13 protein-coding genes and 1 pseudogene are annotated in these 15,070 nt (G+C 52.9%); 6 read left to right on the top strand and 8 right to left on the bottom strand.

From position 1 onward, the window contains the following. From A3220_RS15260 to A3220_RS15275, 4 genes and pseudogenes are all read left to right on the top strand, one after another. Positions 1-438, top strand: a pseudogene (locus tag A3220_RS15260) (C4-dicarboxylate ABC transporter substrate-binding protein); the annotation flags it as partial. Positions 439-537: 99 nt separating this feature from the next. Continuing rightward, positions 538-978, top strand: coding sequence for a TRAP transporter small permease subunit (locus A3220_RS15265; RefSeq protein WP_273423331.1), 441 nt, complete (start codon positions 538-540; stop codon positions 976-978). Next, positions 968-2,257, top strand: a complete 1,290-nt coding sequence (locus A3220_RS15270) for a TRAP transporter large permease (protein ID WP_062375672.1) — start codon at positions 968-970, stop codon at positions 2,255-2,257. Before A3220_RS15265 ends, A3220_RS15270 begins: the two co-directional genes overlap by 11 nt. Positions 2,258-2,285: 28 nt before the next feature. Beyond that, on the top strand, positions 2,286-3,737 hold the full coding sequence (locus A3220_RS15275; RefSeq protein ID WP_062375675.1) for an aldehyde dehydrogenase: 1,452 nt from the start codon (positions 2,286-2,288) through the stop codon (positions 3,735-3,737). Here the strand turns inward: A3220_RS15275 and A3220_RS15280 are convergent. Continuing rightward, entirely contained in the window at positions 3,730-4,644 is a 915-nt protein-coding gene (locus A3220_RS15280; protein ID WP_062375678.1) for a helix-turn-helix domain-containing protein, read from the bottom strand. The two genes, A3220_RS15275 and A3220_RS15280, sit on opposite strands and share 8 nt — an antisense overlap. 143 nt (positions 4,645-4,787) lie before the next feature. On the opposite strand from A3220_RS15280, the gene pobA reads away from it, so the two are divergent. Continuing rightward, positions 4,788-5,972 carry a 4-hydroxybenzoate 3-monooxygenase gene (gene pobA / locus A3220_RS15285; protein ID WP_062375680.1) on the top strand — a complete coding sequence of 395 codons (1,185 nt, stop codon included), beginning with the start codon at positions 4,788-4,790 and terminating at the stop codon, positions 5,970-5,972. A 58-nt stretch (positions 5,973-6,030) separates the two neighbouring features. On the opposite strand, the gene A3220_RS15290 is transcribed toward pobA, so the two are convergent. The 7 genes from A3220_RS15290 to A3220_RS15320 all read right to left on the bottom strand — a co-directional run bounded on the left by A3220_RS15290 (position 6,031) and on the right by A3220_RS15320 (position 13,110). Beyond that, positions 6,031-6,699 carry a nitroreductase gene (locus tag A3220_RS15290; RefSeq protein WP_062375683.1) on the bottom strand — a complete coding sequence of 223 codons (669 nt, stop codon included), beginning with the start codon at positions 6,697-6,699 and terminating at the stop codon, positions 6,031-6,033. Between the two features lie 65 nt (positions 6,700-6,764). Then, complete coding sequence (locus tag A3220_RS15295; RefSeq protein WP_062375687.1) at positions 6,765-7,985, bottom strand: ABC transporter substrate-binding protein; 1,221 nt, start codon at positions 7,983-7,985, stop codon at positions 6,765-6,767. A gap of 96 nt (positions 7,986-8,081) precedes the next feature. Continuing rightward, positions 8,082-8,561 (bottom strand): MarR family transcriptional regulator, encoded by a 480-nt coding sequence (locus tag A3220_RS15300; RefSeq protein WP_062375689.1) that lies wholly within the window; start codon positions 8,559-8,561, stop codon positions 8,082-8,084. Positions 8,562-8,632: 71 nt separating this feature from the next. Beyond that, complete coding sequence (gene aliB, locus A3220_RS15305; RefSeq protein WP_062375691.1) at positions 8,633-9,772, bottom strand: cyclohexanecarboxyl-CoA dehydrogenase; 1,140 nt, start codon at positions 9,770-9,772, stop codon at positions 8,633-8,635. A gap of 56 nt (positions 9,773-9,828) precedes the next feature. Next, on the bottom strand, positions 9,829-10,608 hold the full coding sequence (locus A3220_RS15310) for an enoyl-CoA hydratase-related protein (protein WP_062375694.1): 780 nt from the start codon (positions 10,606-10,608) through the stop codon (positions 9,829-9,831). 39 nt (positions 10,609-10,647) lie between these two features. Next, complete coding sequence (locus A3220_RS15315; RefSeq protein WP_062375697.1) at positions 10,648-11,415, bottom strand: SDR family oxidoreductase; 768 nt, start codon at positions 11,413-11,415, stop codon at positions 10,648-10,650. 51 nt (positions 11,416-11,466) lie between these two features. Next, a complete protein-coding gene (locus A3220_RS15320; RefSeq protein ID WP_062375699.1) occupies positions 11,467-13,110 on the bottom strand; it encodes an AMP-binding protein in 1,644 nt (547 codons plus the stop codon). A gap of 523 nt (positions 13,111-13,633) precedes the next feature. Here A3220_RS15320 and A3220_RS15325 point away from each other — a divergent pair. Continuing rightward, positions 13,634-15,070 (top strand): DASS family sodium-coupled anion symporter (locus A3220_RS15325; RefSeq protein WP_062375702.1); only part of this gene is annotated, 1,437 nt, incomplete at its 3' end.

Raw genomic sequence — 15,070 nt, forward strand, 5'->3', positions numbered from 1 at the left:
TCCATGCAGCGTGGCGTGATCGATGGTTTGAGCTTCCCGTGGGAGGGCCTGAAAGGCTTCCGTGTTAATGAGTTGGTGAACTACCACACTGAAGTGCCTTTTTACACGTTGATTTTCGTTGCCACCATGAATCAGCGCAGCTACGACAACCTCACGCCAGAGCAGCAGGCGGTCATTGATAATAACTCGGGTATGAAGTGGGCTAACAACGCCGGGGCGGTGTTTGATCGACTGGATGTGGAAGGTAAACAAGAAGCTACCGATGCTGGCCATACCATTCGCGAAATCGAAAAGCCGCTAGAGCATCCCGACTGGCAGGAACCGCTTCAAGCAGGCATTGAAAACTACCTGACTCAGTTGGAAGAGCGAGGCCTGGATCAGGCGCGTGATGTCTATCAGGCTGCGTTGGCGGCCAGCGAGTCTTGCAGCGCCCAATAGGGGTAATGTTTTATGCAGTCTACTCTCTACAGGGCCAGCCATTGGCTGGCCCTTATTTGTCGCTTAGTTGCTGGGGTTGCCCTCACGGGTCTCCTGGCGGTGACGATTGCCGATGTCAGCACTCGCTACCTTTCCAGGGTAACGGAAGGTGCGATTGCGCTGAGTGTTTCCGGTAGCGTCGAACTGGTCAGCTACTTGATGTTGTTTGCGCTATTGGCGGCGATGGCCGCAAATGTCGAAAAGAGCCAAGTCGTCGTGGAAGCGTTTTCTCACCGTTTGCCGCAATCCATAAAAAATCGCCTGCAGGGTGTTTTCTTGCTTGGTTTCATGGCGCTGGGGCTGGTGTTGTTCGTGGGGCTGCTGGATTCGGCGGCGGCGGCAACTCGGCATGGGGAGGTCACCCAAGACTTGCGCCTTCCCATGGGACCTATTTTCCAATTGGCTGCTGTGCTCAGCTTACTCCTTGGATTACGCAGCTTTATCCATGCCTTACTAGGTGTCATTTATGCTGCGGGCGAGGAGGCAGCTCATGGGGAGTGAAGCGATTGGTGCCATTGGGTTAGGGCTTTTATTGGTACTGATGATTCTGCGCGTACCGGTTGCTTTAACGATGCTGATTGTTGGGGTGGTTGGGTTTGCCCAGATCATCAGTTGGGACGCCGCGGTCGCTCAGTTAAAAACTGTACCCGTAGAGGTTCTTTCCAACTACAGCTTCAGCGCCGTACCAATGTTTATTTTAATGGGGGTATTAGCAGCTCATTCGGGCATGGCCGGTAAGCTATTTGATTCGACCCGCATCATATGTGGGGGCTGGAAGGGTGGCCTGGCCATCGCAGCTGTGGGCTCCTGCGGTATATTCTCCGCTATTTCCGGCTCTTCATTGGCGACGGCGAGCACCATGACAAGGGTGGCGCTACCTGAGATGGAGCGCTACGGCTACAACCGCGGCTTGGCCACCGGGGCATTGGCCGCTGGTGGCACGCTGGGCATCATGATTCCTCCCAGTATCGCCCTGCTAATCTATGCAATTCTTACCGAACAGTCTGTGGGCGATATGTTCATGGCCGGGCTGATTCCCGGTTTGCTGGGGCTGGTGATGTACTCACTGACCATTACCGTGGTGATGTATCTGCGTCCCTCCCTGGCGGTGGCTGGCGAGCCTACGCCTTGGAAAGAGAAGTTTCTCTGCTTGACCGGCTTGGTGCCCTTCTTTGGCGTGTTTCTGGTGATGATTTTAGGCATCTACTTTGGGGCCTTTACGCCTACAGAAGGGGCCAGCGTGGGTGCATTTGCCACGCTGATTTATGCCCTTGTCAAAGGTATGCGCAGTGCGCAGTTATGGGCCAGCGTCCAAGAGACATTGGCGCTGTCTGCCGTGGTGTTCTTCATGCTGGTAGGGGCAGAGACACTGGGTTACTTCATTTCGGTATCGCGTATCTCGTTCTCCATTACGGACGTGCTATACGGTATGGATCTCACGCCCATCGTCGTAGTGCTATGCATACTGGCGCTCTACTTTGTGCTGGGCATGTTTATGGACTCCATCGCCATGCTGGTCATCACCGTTCCCGTGGTGTACCCCATCATTCAGGCGATGGGCATCGACCCTGTATGGTTCGGTATTCTGACTGTTTTGACGGTAGAGCTGGGGCTGATGACCCCGCCAGTGGGGATGAACGTGTTTGTGATTAAAGCGATGGCACCACATGTTGGGCTGGGGGAGATTTTTAAAGGGGTCGCGCCGTTTGTGGTCTCTGACTTAATACGCCTGGCACTGCTCATCGCGTTCCCGATTTTGAGCACGTTGTTTCTGCTCTAGGCTGGTTTTATTACAAGGAGTGAATGCCATGGTCACTATTGAGCTATTGTCCGCAGGCGAAGCAAAAGCCGCAGAGCACGAAGCCACCTTTACCCGAGCCAATCCGTTGAGTGGCGAGGTTGTCACCATGGCGGCGGCAGCAAGCGTAGGTGATGTAAATGCAGCTGCCGACGCGGCTGGACGGGCGTTTAATGCATGGTCGCAAACAGGCCCAGGCGAGCGGCGTGCGAAGCTTCTAAAAGCAGCTGAGCTGATGGAGGCGCGTCAGGACGATTTTATTGATCGAATGATTGATGAGACCGGTGCCACGCCGGGTTGGGCGGGCTTTAACGTCAAAGTGGCGGCGGATGTGCTGCGTGAGGCGGCGGCATTAACCACACAAATTCATGGCGATATTATTCCCTCAAACGTGCCCGATAGTATGGCCATGGGCGTGCGCGTTCCCTGTGGCGTGGTGGTCGGTATCGCGCCCTGGAATGCGCCGATTATTCTAGGTACGCGAGCCATCGCCACGCCCTTGGCCTGCGGCAATACCGTTATCCTGAAAGCTTCGGAGCAGTGCCCCGCGACCCATCACCTCATTGGTGAAGTGCTTCAAGAAGCGGGGTTTGGCGACGGTATTGTTAACGTGATTAGCAACGTACCGGATAACGCCGCTGAGGTAGTGAGTGCGCTGATTGCCCACCCCGCCGTACGCCGAATCAATTTCACCGGTTCCACTGGTGTGGGCAAAATCATTGCCGAGCAAGCGGCCAAGCACTTAAAGCCCGTGCTGCTTGAGCTGGGCGGCAAAGCACCGTTTTTGGTACTGGACGATGCGGATATCGATGCCGCCGTGGATGCTGCGATCTTTGGCGCGTTCTTTAACCAAGGCCAGATCTGCATGTCCACCGAGCGCGTTATTGTTGATCACCAGGTGGCAGATGCGTTCGTGGAGAAGTTTACGGAGCGTGCTCGAGCGTTAAAAGCAGGCAATCCGCGTGATGAAGGCAATACGCTGGGCACGTTAATTAACGCGCAGTCAGGTGAGAAACTAAATAGCCTGATTGATGATGCCGTGACGCAAGGCGCGCACTTAGCCGCTGGCGGAAAAGCGGAAGGGGTGGTGATGCAGGCCACAGTCATCGATGGTGTCACCAGTGATATGCGGCTGTATAGCGAAGAGTCGTTTGGCCCTATCGTGGCGGTGATCCGAGTCAACGGCGAAGAAGAGGCCATCCACATTGCCAACGACAGCGAGTACGGCCTTTCATCGGCGGTGTTTAGCCGCGATAGCGCACGCGCCATGAAAGTGGCAGGGCGCTTACAAACGGGTATCTGCCATATCAACGCCCCGACGGTACACGATGAGCCTCAAATGCCGTTCGGCGGCGTCAAGTCCAGCGGCTACGGGCGCTTTGGGGGTAAAGCAGGCATCGAAGAGTTCACCGAGCTGCGCTGGATGACGATGCAGTTGGGGCCGCGGCATTATCCTATTTAGTGGACTCGTTAACTGCCGTTTGTCGCAGCCGAAAATCCCTTGGTGAAAGCGTCGTATTGCGCTTAAAAAAGCGCGTGAAGTAAGCCGGTTCTGAGAAGCCTAAGCTGTCGGAGACCTCGCCAATGGTCATATTGGTATAGGTGAGCTGGCGCTTGGCTTCTAGCATTAGGCGCTCATGCAGTAATTGCAGGGCGCTGTGCCCGGCGAGTTGGCGGCAGAGCAGGTTCAAGTGTGCGCTGCTCACGCCTATCAGCTCGGCTAACTGTTCAATGCTTGGCTGTTCACGGTAGTGCGCTTCGATCAGCGCTTGAAAGTTCTCAAGGTGCATGCGCCCCTTATCGTGCTGGCGTGGGCCATGGCGCTTTGCAGGCCTGTCAGGGTAAGCAGTAAGACGTGATAGCTCGACGACTAACGCTTGCACCAGCGCTTCAAGCAGTCGGTTTCTTCCCGGTGCTGGTTGGCGGTACTCCTGGTCAATTTGGTCGATCAGCGTTGCAATGCGCTGGGTGTTAACTGGCTGATTCAGGCGTACAAAATCGGCTTTGCGTAACGCACTGCTTTCGCCCATTAACTCGTTAAGGTGCTCGGCTAACGGCTTCGCCAGGGTAATAATGTGACCGACGATATCGGGAGAGAAGTGAAAACCATGGATGGCCATCGCGGGCACAATAATGGTCACGGCGCCTTCAAGGCGTTGTTTAGCTCCTTCAAGTTCTAACTCCAGACTGCCGTGGCTGATAAATAGAATATGCACTAAATCCACATGCCGATGAGGGCGAATGCGCCAGTCATGCAGGCGGCTGCGCTCGGGAATTGACTCGCAGTGTAATAAGTCCGGCGTCGGCCAGTGCTGTGTTTCACCGTATAGCTTGAACACGGGAACATGGGTTGTCGTTGCTGTTTTCATGCGCTGCTCCTCATGCGACTAATGTCGTGCAGTCACGCTGGAAAAGTCCAATTAACTGTTTCATTCATGCCTTATTATGCGCATCGTTTCATTGAAAAATACAAGTCATCAACATTTATATAATGACAACGATGAGGCCCCCTATGAAAACTCAGGTTGCGATAATTGGCGCAGGCCCCTCTGGCCTACTGCTGGGCCAGCTACTGCAGCGACAAGGCATTGATAACGTGATTGTTGAGCGGCGTAGCGGAGAGTATGTATTAAGCCGAATCCGCGCTGGTGTGCTTGAGCAGGGGATGGTGGACTTGCTGCGTGAAGCAGGTGTTGACCAGCGTATGGATAAAGAGGGCTTACCCCATGATGGCTTTGAGCTTATTTTCGACAACCGCCGCGTGCGGGTTGCTCTGGATGAACTGACCGGCGGCAGCACAGTGATGGTGTATGGTCAAACCGAGGTGACACGGGACTTGATGGAGGCGCGTGCCGCCGCTGGTGCAATAACCCTTTATGAAGCAGAAAACGTCCAGCCCAACGACCTAGATAGTGACAGCCCCTATCTAACCTTTGAGCATAACGGTGAAACGGTCAGGCTCGACTGCGACTACATCGCCGGTTGTGATGGCTACCATGGCGTCTCCCGCCAGGCGATTCCCCAGGGCCGCATTAAAGAGTTTGAAAAGGTGTACCCGTTTGGCTGGTTAGGTATGCTCTCGGATACACCGCCAGTGTCCGATGAGCTGATTTATGCACGCCACGAGCGAGGCTTCAGCCTATGCAGCATGCGCTCAGCCACCCGCAGCCGTTACTACCTTCAAGTACCGTTAGATGAAAAAGTAGAAGACTGGTCTGACGAGCGCTTTTGGGAAGAGCTGAAGCGCCGCCTGCCGGAAGATGTCGCCAAAAAACTTGTTACTGGGCCATCCATCGAGAAAAGCATCGCGCCACTGCGTAGCTATGTGGTCGAACCCATGCAGTATGGGCGGCTATTTCTGGTCGGCGATGCGGCGCATATTGTGCCGCCCACCGGTGCTAAAGGTCTGAACCTAGCGGCCAGTGATGTGAATACGCTTTATCGGCTAATGGTGAAGGTCTATCAGGAGGGCCGTACAGATTTGATCGAGCGCTACTCACAAACGTGCCTGAAACGTATCTGGAAAGCCGAGCGCTTCTCCTGGTGGATGACCTCCATGCTGCATAATTTTTCCGATGAAGAAGATTTCAATAGCCGCATGCAGCTGGCCGAATTGGATTACGTGACTAGCTCTAAAGCAGGGATGACAACCATCGCAGAAAACTATGTCGGTTTGCCCTATGAGTCGCTTGAATAGCGCTTAGCCCTTTCCCGTTTTCCTCATTGCCCAAGCATCTGCTTGGGCTTTTTTGTGCTTAAACGCCATGAAAAGTCGTGAAATTCTCCGCGCTTTCACGCTCGGTAATAAAGCTGTTCTCGGGTGCCTGAGTGTCTTCGTAGCCTAGCGCTATGCCGCAGAGCAGAAGCGAGTTTTCATCCAGCTTAAGCTCGTCGCGAATAAGCGTGTGGTACCAAGCAAAGGCAGCCTGCGGGCAGGTATGCAGCCCCTGGCCACGGGCGGCCAACATCACACTTTGGATAAACATGCCGCAGTCCATAAAACTGCCGGCTTCCAGACGACGATCCATCGTGATGAAAAGCCCCACGGGTGCATCGAAAAGCTGAAAATTACGCCGTGCCTGGGCTTCGCGCTTGGCTTTATCGTCGCGTCCGATACCTAGTGTTGCATAAAGCCCAAAGCCACAGCGTCGGCGGCGTTCCAGGTAGGGTTCAAACCAGTTCTGCGGGTAGTAGTGATACTCGGGAGGGTCGCTTTTGCCGTGATCAACGGCGTCTAATAACCGCTGGCAAAGCTGGTCTTTAGCGGTACCCGCCACCACATGCACTTTCCACGGCTGGATATTGCTACCGCTGGGAGAACGGCTCGCGACCTGCAATATATGCATAATCGTTGCACGGTCGACGGGGGTGTCGAGAAAACGGCGCACCGATTTACGGCTGGTGATGGCGGTATCTACATGCATGCGGGCACTCCCTAAAAGAGTCGCGCGGTGCTTTCCCGCTAGCATGCCGCGCGCATTAAATGATGTTATTGGGCGACCAAGTGACAGCGGCTCTCTTCCAGCGATTGGAAGGCCTCTTCACCCGGAATCGTGCGCAGTATTTCGTAAAGATCCCACTCGTTAGTGGAGGCGTCAGGTGTTTTCACCCTGGCTAGGTACATATCATGCACCATGCGACCATCATCACGAATGTAGCCATTGGTGGCGAACATGTCGTTAATGGGAGTGTCTTGCATCATGGCGCGAACGGTGGCTGAGTCGTCCGTGCCGCTCGCTTCAACGGCATTTAAGTAGTGCATAACGCTAGAGTAAACGCCTGCCTGTACCATGGTGGGCATTCGGCCGGTGCGTGCTTGATAGCGCTCTGCCCATTCACGTGAAGCCTCATTCAAATCCCAGTACCAGCCAGTCGTTAGTTGCATGCCTTGGGTGCTTTCCAGTCCCAGCGCGTGTATATCGTTTAAAAAAACCATTAACCCAGCAAGTGACTGACCAGACTGTGCCAGGCCAAATTGCCCTGCTGTGCTAATTGCATTAACGGTATCAGCCCCCGCATTTGCGAGCCCTACGATCTTGGCGCCTGAGCTTTGCGCTTGCAGGACATAGGAAGAGAAATCGCTGGTATTTAACGGGTGGCGTACGCTACCCAGAACCTCGCCTCCATGCGCTTCCACTACGGCGGTAACATCGCTTTCCAGCGAGTGTCCAAAGGCATAGTCAGCGGTAATCATGTACCAGCTATCACCCCCTTCTGCGAGTATCGCTTTAGCAGCACCGTTAGACATGGCGTAAGTATCATAGACCCACTGTACATGGTTCGGCGTGCAGTACTCGTTGGTGATGCTCAGTGCTGCGGCACCTGCCACCATGGCAAGCTTATCGTTTTCCGCCAAAAGCTGAGTGGTCGCGATAGTCACCGACGAGGCCACCATACCTGCGACCATATCCACATTACGCTGGTCGATCCATTCACGTACGGTATTGGCACCCACATCAGCGCTGTTGCGGTCATCACCACTAAACACCACTATCGGTGCTCCGTTAATCTCACCGCCGTGATCTTCGACCGCCATGTTAAGCGCTTCCAAGCCACCAGGGCCGGCCAAATCGCGGTAGGGCCCTGACATATCAGATAAATAGCCGATGCGGATTTCATTATCGCTGAAGCTTGCCTGAGCGCTGCTGAACGCACTGGCAAACACGATGCCTAATGAAATAACTAATGGTTGTTTATTTAAAGCAGACATAGAACCCCCAACCCCGCGCAAGACGAGGCAGAATTGTTGTTATCGGTATGGGTAGTAACGCTGGGTGCGCTTTAACAGCGCTGTTAGTTGAGTTGGTTATGGTGTATCGGTCGTTTCCTCCTTGGCGTGTAGCGCGGTATTTTCTAAATCGTGCTGAAGTTTATTCAGGTAGTGCAATAAGCTGACGGTCTCATCGAAGGAAAAGCTGCCCAGACCATCACGGTAAAACTCATGAATACGGGGCTGTAAACTCTCCCAAAAGGCGCGACCTTGGCTGGTTAGTAAAATAATCCGCGCGCGCTTGTCATCGGGATGAGGAATACGTTCGACATGGGCATCGCGCTCCAAACGCTTAAGCACGCCGTCCAGGCTTTGACGGCTAACCACCAAATAATCAGTAAGCGCATTAAACGAAATACCCTCTTCAAAGCCTTTGCGAGAAAGGGCGCCCAGCACTGCCCACTGCACGGTGCTCAGGCCCACTTCACTGATCGTCTGCTTTTGCAGGATATTGCTAACCTGAAAAAGCCGAAAAAATAGTCGGTTTTCCACGCTTTTGTCATCTTCACTCGCCATCGGCAAATCCTTGACTGGGTCAATAGAATCAGCGCCCAGTCGCTCGAGTGAGACAAGCAAGAAGCCAGCGTTCACGCAGAGACCGACTGACGCGCAATAATATTTTTCATAATCTGAGCTGTGCCATCACCAATTTGCAGCCCCAGTACATCGCGCATGCGCTGGGAAAACGGCAAATCTTCTCCCCAGCCCGTATGCCCGTGGGCTAGCATGCACTGTTTGATCACATCAAAGGCTAGCTTCGGCCCCCACCACTTATTCATAGCCGCTTCAGCAGTATGCGGGCGCTGGTTGTCTTTTAGCCACAGTGCGTAATAACACTGCAGCCGCGCCGCTTGCACGTAGGTTTGGTATTCCGCCAGTGGATGGGTTAAGCCCTGAAAGGTGGCTAACGGCTGACCAAAGGCTTCACGCTGGGTGAGCCACTGCCAGGTTTCATCCAGTGACTGCTGAGCGACGGCTAAACACTGTAAACCAATCAGCGCACGGCTATAGTCAAACCCCTGCATCACCTGCTTAAAGCCTTGTCCCTCTATGCCTAGCATGTGGTCGGCAGGCACGCGCACATTGTCGAAGAAAATAGAGCCACGGCCAATGGCTCGTTGGCCTGAATCTTCAAAGCGACTAGTAGAAACACCTTGGCTCTCCATGGGCACTAAAAAAGCGCTGATGCCACTGGCGCGCTGCTCTTGTGTGCCGGTTCGAGCAAAGACCACCGCTACATCCGCCTGATCGGCCATGGAAATGGAGGTTTTTTCACCTTTTAGCAGAAAGCTATCGCCGTCACGGGTTGCTTTGAGCTTAAGGTTGGCAGCATCTGAACCGCCGTGCGGCTCAGTGAGTGCGATACAGCAGATCTTACGGCCAGCCGTAATGCCTGATAACCACTCTTTGGCCAATTCCGGCTGGGCGTGATGGGCGATGATTTGACCATTAAGAGAAGCGAGTAGGGGTAAATAGCCGACATTAAAGTCACCCCTGGCAATCTCTTCAACAATCACGCCGGTGGTAATACAATCTAGCCCACCGCCACCAAACTCTTCGGGTAGCTCGCCGCCCAGACAGCCCATCTGACCTAACTCGTAAACGATCTCACGCTCGATGCAACCCGCCTGCTCGCGCTGCCGATAGCGAGGGGCTAGTCGTTCGCCGGCAAACCGCGCGATGGTGTCGCGAATGGCTTCTTGCTGTTCGGTAAATGCAAAATTCATGATGCTTTACTCACTCTCTAGAGACTCCCCTTTGTGAAGGGGAGCAATGGTGGTGACTAATAATATTTGCGAAATTCGGGCTTACGCTTTTCCTTAAACGCAGCAACACCTTCCTGCGACTCCTTGGTGTCGTAGTAAAGGCTTAGCGCCTGCATACCGAGTGCACCAATACCGGCGATATTTTCGCTGTCTGCATTGAACGAACGTTTTGCGATGGAGAGGGCAGTCGGGCTTTTCTCAAGAATTTCGTCACACCATTTACGCACTTCCTCGTCAAGCTGTTCAGGCGGCACTACCGCATTGAGCAGCCCCCATTCGAGCGCTTGCTGAGCCGTATATTTTCGGCACAGGTACCAGATTTCACGTGCTCGTTTTTCGCCAATGACGCGGGCGAGATAAGCGGTGCCAAAGCCAGGGTCAACCGATCCCACTTTTGGACCTACCTGGCCAAAAATTGCTGTCTCTGACGCAATACTTAGATCGCAGACCACATGTAAAACGTGCCCGCCTCCAATGGCAAACCCATTCACTCGTGCAATGACCGGTTTAGGCACTTGGCGGATGAGCGTTTGCAGCTCCTCTACCGGTAGACCGATGATGCCACGGCCGTCGTATTGACCCTCGTGCGCGCCTTGATCGCCCCCGGTACAGAATGCTTTGTCACCCGCGCCGGTGAGCACAATGACACCAATCGACTTATCCCAGCCAGCACGGTTGAAGGCATCAAGCAGCTCCATGCAGGTTTTCCCGCGGAAAGCGTTGTAGCGTTCAGCGCGATTGATGGTGATAGTGGCCACCCCATCGGTGACGTCATAGAGGATGTCTTCGTAACTCATGTAAGTCTCCTGACAAAGATAGGTAGAAGCTGGCAGTGATTAGCCAGCCATGGTTAAACCACCGGAGACACTAATCACTTGTCCGGTAATAAAGCTGGCTTCGTCGCTGGCAAGCATGGTGATAATGCCGGGGTAGTCTTCAGGTCGACCAATGCGTCGCATGGGTACTGCATTGCGGAAGACTTCCAAAAGTTTTTCAGGATCCCGTGAGGTTTCCGCCACGCCTTTTAGAAGGGCTGTATCGGTAGGGCCAGGGCAAACGACGTTGAGCGTCACATTCTTACTGGCGAGCTCGCGTGCGAGCGTTTTGCTTAAACCCAACAAGCCGGCCTTACAAGCGGCGTAGACGGCCTCACCGGATGAGCCGACTCTGGCTGCGTCAGAGGCAATGTTGATCACACGACCACCGCCCGCTTCTACCATCTTGGGTAGAACGATATGGTGCATGTTGAGAGCACCGGTCAGGTTAATGGCAATCAGTGACTCCCACATAGAAGGCTCTGTTTTTAGAAATGGCATAAACCGGTCAAAGCCGGCATTGTTAATCAACACCGTGGGGGTGCCTAACTCCTGCTCGATGCTTGTCACCGTGGCAGCGATGGCGTTGTAGTCGGTGATATCGGCAACATAGGCTTTTATTTGGCCGTCAGCTTTTCCAATGTTGTTCACAGTGACTTGAGCCGCCTGACCGTCGCGGTCGAGTACTGCCACATTGGCGCCATGTTCAGCGAAGCGCATGCACACAGCCCGCCCAATGCCGCCGCCGCCGCCGGTGACGATAACTGTTCTACCTTTTAATCCTTTCATATTGTTTATTCACCTAACTGCAGAAAATTTTGATTTTTCGGTATGTTTCTTTTAGGCGTCTTGGCGAGCCTGATCGCGCAATTTAAATTTCTGAATTTTTCCGGATGGGGTGCGCGGCAGTTCGTCGAGTACCTCTAAAAACTCTGGCTGGTACTGGCGAGTTACTTTGCGTTCGCTGAGGAAAGTGCAAACTTCTTCGAGTGTTAGTGACTCCACCCCCTCTTTGAGGGTTACATAAGCGCATAGCCGCTCGCCCAGGCGGTCATCGGGCTTACCTACCAGCGCTAGAGTGTGGATCTTCGGATGTTGGTAGAGAGTGTTCTCGATATCGACGATGGGGATGTTCTCGCCGCCGCGGATCACTACGTCCTTAGAGCGCCCGGTGATGCGGACGTAGCCTGCTTCATTTAGGCGAGCTAAATCTCCTGTTGGGAACCAGCCTTCAGCATCTACGCCGTAAAGATCCGGCTGTTTAAAGTAGCCGACGAAGAGGCTGGCGCCTCGCACCCATAGGTTGCCCTCTTGATTAGGAGGCAAAACGTTGCCCTCAATATCCGTCACTTTGAGCTCCATGTAGGGAAGCGGCACGCCATCGGTATTGACTGCATTGGATGGTTCGTCATCAGGTAGAGTAGTGGTCACTGCGCCGTTCTCAGTCATTCCCCAGGCAGAGAGAATGCGGGTGGGAAGATTTTTGGCGGCTTTTTCAACCAGCGGGCTGGGTATCGGTGCGCCAGCACAAAGGAAAAGCGTCAGCGACTGAAGGTCTGATCCGTGCTCGATAGCTTGTGTGGCGATATCAGTCAGGAAGGGAGTCGAACCAAGCATTAGTCGTGGCTTCTCAGCGCGAATAATCTTCACTGCCTCCTCAGGCAGCCAAGTGTCCTGAAGCACTACAGTCGCTTTGAGATAGATAGGCAGCAGTAAGCCATAAAGAAAACCCAACTGATGCGCCAGTGGAGAGGGCATAAAGACAGTGTCTTCCTCTCCCAGCCCTAGCCGTGAGGCAAAGGGACGAATATGGCTCATCAGGGTATTAGATGTGTGCATCACGCCTTTAGGCTTACCAGTAGTGCCTGAGGTGTAGAGCAGCTGTACGACGTCATCACCCGATATTCGGCGGGCCTCGAACAAGGTATTTGTGTCGATTTCACTTTCCCAGGCGCGGTCAAGCAGTACTTTTTCGAAGCTATCGTCATCATCACTACCGATGACCAGTACATGCTTTAAAGAGGGCAGATCCGTTTGTAAGCCATTGGCCATGGCAGCATGATCAAAATTTCGGAACATTTTCGGAACCACTAGCACCTTGCTTTCGGCCATCCGAAGCATGAATGCTAATTCGTGTTCGCGAAAAATAGGCATTAGTGGATTAAGTACGGCGCCAATACGAACACAGGCCATGTGTAGGGCTGTCATTTGCCAGCCGTTGGGCAATTGGCAAGAAACAATGTCACCTTTTTCCACGCCGAGTCCGGCTAGTCCTGCCGCTATGCGAATGCTTTTTTCGTTAAGCTCGCGGTAGTTGAGTGCTGAGCGGCTCCCATCAGCCATCTGATAGGTAATGATCGCCGGCTTTTCGCTCATTGAGGTCACAGCATTTTTCAGATAGTCCGTAATGGTCATGTCATTCCATGCGCCAAGCGTCACCATCGACTTTCTTCGCTCAGGCATCAAATTGGTATGAATTTTCATTAATCCTCCTTTAATTAATTGTTATTATTGAATTTATTATTTTTTTGGTGCGCGTTTTTATAGGCGCTTGGGAAGAAATTTAGGCTACGATAATTTTTATGTCAACATGTTGTCATTTATTTTGAGCGGAAATAAATTTACGCCATGAATTACATAGAGTTGGAAGAGGGTGGCGCGACCACCTGTTGGCATGAGTAGCCGATGGCAAATGACGGGGTGTCTTGCAGCAGCGTAAGCAAAAAATTTATGGTTTCACAAGTAAGCAGGTCTGAAAATCCATTAGTTGTAAGCAACAGTTAGTAAAGAAGGTGAATATTTCAAAGTATGTACGACATACGCATGTAGGGTTTTTTTGGAACAGTATGTTTATTTTTTAAGTAATTGATTTTATTTACTTAAATGTCCTTGTGTTCTCTTATGATGCGGCTTAGCTAAGTATGCAACTCAACCTGAGAGGTATTGGCAGCTGAGAGCGTTAGTCGTAACACTCATCTGTACAGTTTTTCCTCTGCAGGTAACTACCATGTCGCAAACCACTGGGGTCGTTGAGCAAACGTCCTACGCGGAAGCCTCTGCTTTTAAGCCGATCTCTCTTGTGCTGGGCATCCTAATTGGCTTAGGTGTTTTCTTCCTGTTGCCAGAAACGCTGGCCTTTAATGCTCGTCTAGTGGCAGGCATTGCAATGCTGATGGCCACTTGGTGGATGACAGAGGCGATTCCGATTCCGGCTACATCACTGCTTCCGCTCGTGGTATTCCCATTTTTTGATATTGCGTCGGTGGGTGAGACTGCTTCGCCTTATGCGCACAGCATTGTCTTTCTAGTGTTGGGGGGAGTCCTGCTAGGTTTAGCAACGCAGCGTTGGAATTTACATCGCCGCTTCGCGCTATTGACAGTGCTAACAGTGGGTACCAAGCCTGCTCAAATTGTGTTTGGCTTGATGTTCGCTAGCTGGTTTATCACGATGTGGGTGAGCAATACCGCCACCGCAGTGATTATGGTGCCCATTGGAGGCTCGATCATCGCGCTGGTGAAGTCATTGGGTAACGGTGATGAAACGCCCAAGTTCTCTGCCGCTGTTTTACTGGGCATTGCCTACGCCATCACCATTGGCTCCATGGCGACGTTGATTGGCCAGCCGCCTATGGCGCTAATGCGCGCGTATATGGAAAACACCCACGCACTTAATATAGGGTTTGGCCACTGGATGCTGGTGGGGGTCCCTTTCTCATTCACCATGCTCATGCTGGCTTGGCTAGTTCTGAACAAGTTGGTGTTCCGCTCGGAAGTTAAGAATATCCAGGGCGGCCGAGCGATGATCGAAGCAGAACTCAAAAAGATGGGCCGTCTGTCGGCTGAAGAGTCACGTGTATTGATGGTTTTTGCCGGGGCTGTGTTCTGTTGGGTCTTCCTGCCGTTAATCGCGAGAATTCCAGTCGTGCAGAGTGCGCTGCCTTGGTTAGGTAACATCAACGATACCAGTGTGGCGATTCTTGCGGCGATTCTGATGTTCGTGATTCCTGCCTCTAAAGGAAAAGGGACCTTGCTGGATTGGTCGGCCACCCGTGACGTGCCCTGGGGAGTACTGATTTTGTTTGGTGGTGGCTTAACACTATCAGCTCAGTTCACCGCCACTGGTTTGAGTGCATGGGTTGGCGAGAGCGTTTCGGGATTATCTGAGCTACCGCCGATTCTGATCCTAACCATCACAGCTATCGTTATTATTCTATTGACCGAGTTAACCAGTAACACGGCGACGGCGGCTGCCTTCTTCCCCATTATGGGATCTATTGCCATGGGACTGGGTATCGAGCCTTTCTTGATGACCATTGTGGTCACCTTCGCCGTTAGTTGTGCCTTTATGTTGCCAGTCGCAACGCCTTCTAACGCAGTGGCTTTCGCCACAGGGGATCTTCCCATCAAAAGCATGATTCGGGCAGGTATCTGGCTCAATATCATA

Origin of the sequence: Halomonas sp. KX33721 (assembly GCF_001596805.1) — a bacterium.
GTDB classification, from domain to species: domain Bacteria; phylum Pseudomonadota; class Gammaproteobacteria; order Pseudomonadales; family Halomonadaceae; genus Vreelandella; species Vreelandella aquamarina.

Coding starts and splice junctions, on each gene's coding strand:
- pobA (WP_062375680.1), top strand. CDS start 4,788: ATGAAAACTCAGGTTGCGATAATTGGCGCAGGCCCCTCTGGCCTACTG.
- A3220_RS15320 (WP_062375699.1), bottom strand. CDS start 13,110: ATGAAAATTCATACCAATTTGATGCCTGAGCGAAGAAAGTCGATGGTG.
- A3220_RS15300 (WP_062375689.1), bottom strand. CDS start 8,561: ATGGCGAGTGAAGATGACAAAAGCGTGGAAAACCGACTATTTTTTCGG.
- A3220_RS15290 (WP_062375683.1), bottom strand. CDS start 6,699: ATGCATGTAGATACCGCCATCACCAGCCGTAAATCGGTGCGCCGTTTT.
- A3220_RS15315 (WP_062375697.1), bottom strand. CDS start 11,415: ATGAAAGGATTAAAAGGTAGAACAGTTATCGTCACCGGCGGCGGCGGC.
- A3220_RS15295 (WP_062375687.1), bottom strand. CDS start 7,985: ATGTCTGCTTTAAATAAACAACCATTAGTTATTTCATTAGGCATCGTG.
- A3220_RS15310 (WP_062375694.1), bottom strand. CDS start 10,608: ATGAGTTACGAAGACATCCTCTATGACGTCACCGATGGGGTGGCCACT.
- aliB (WP_062375691.1), bottom strand. CDS start 9,772: ATGAATTTTGCATTTACCGAACAGCAAGAAGCCATTCGCGACACCATC.
- A3220_RS15270 (WP_062375672.1), top strand. CDS start 968: ATGGGGAGTGAAGCGATTGGTGCCATTGGGTTAGGGCTTTTATTGGTA.
- A3220_RS15280 (WP_062375678.1), bottom strand. CDS start 4,644: ATGAAAACAGCAACGACAACCCATGTTCCCGTGTTCAAGCTATACGGT.
- A3220_RS15275 (WP_062375675.1), top strand. CDS start 2,286: ATGGTCACTATTGAGCTATTGTCCGCAGGCGAAGCAAAAGCCGCAGAG.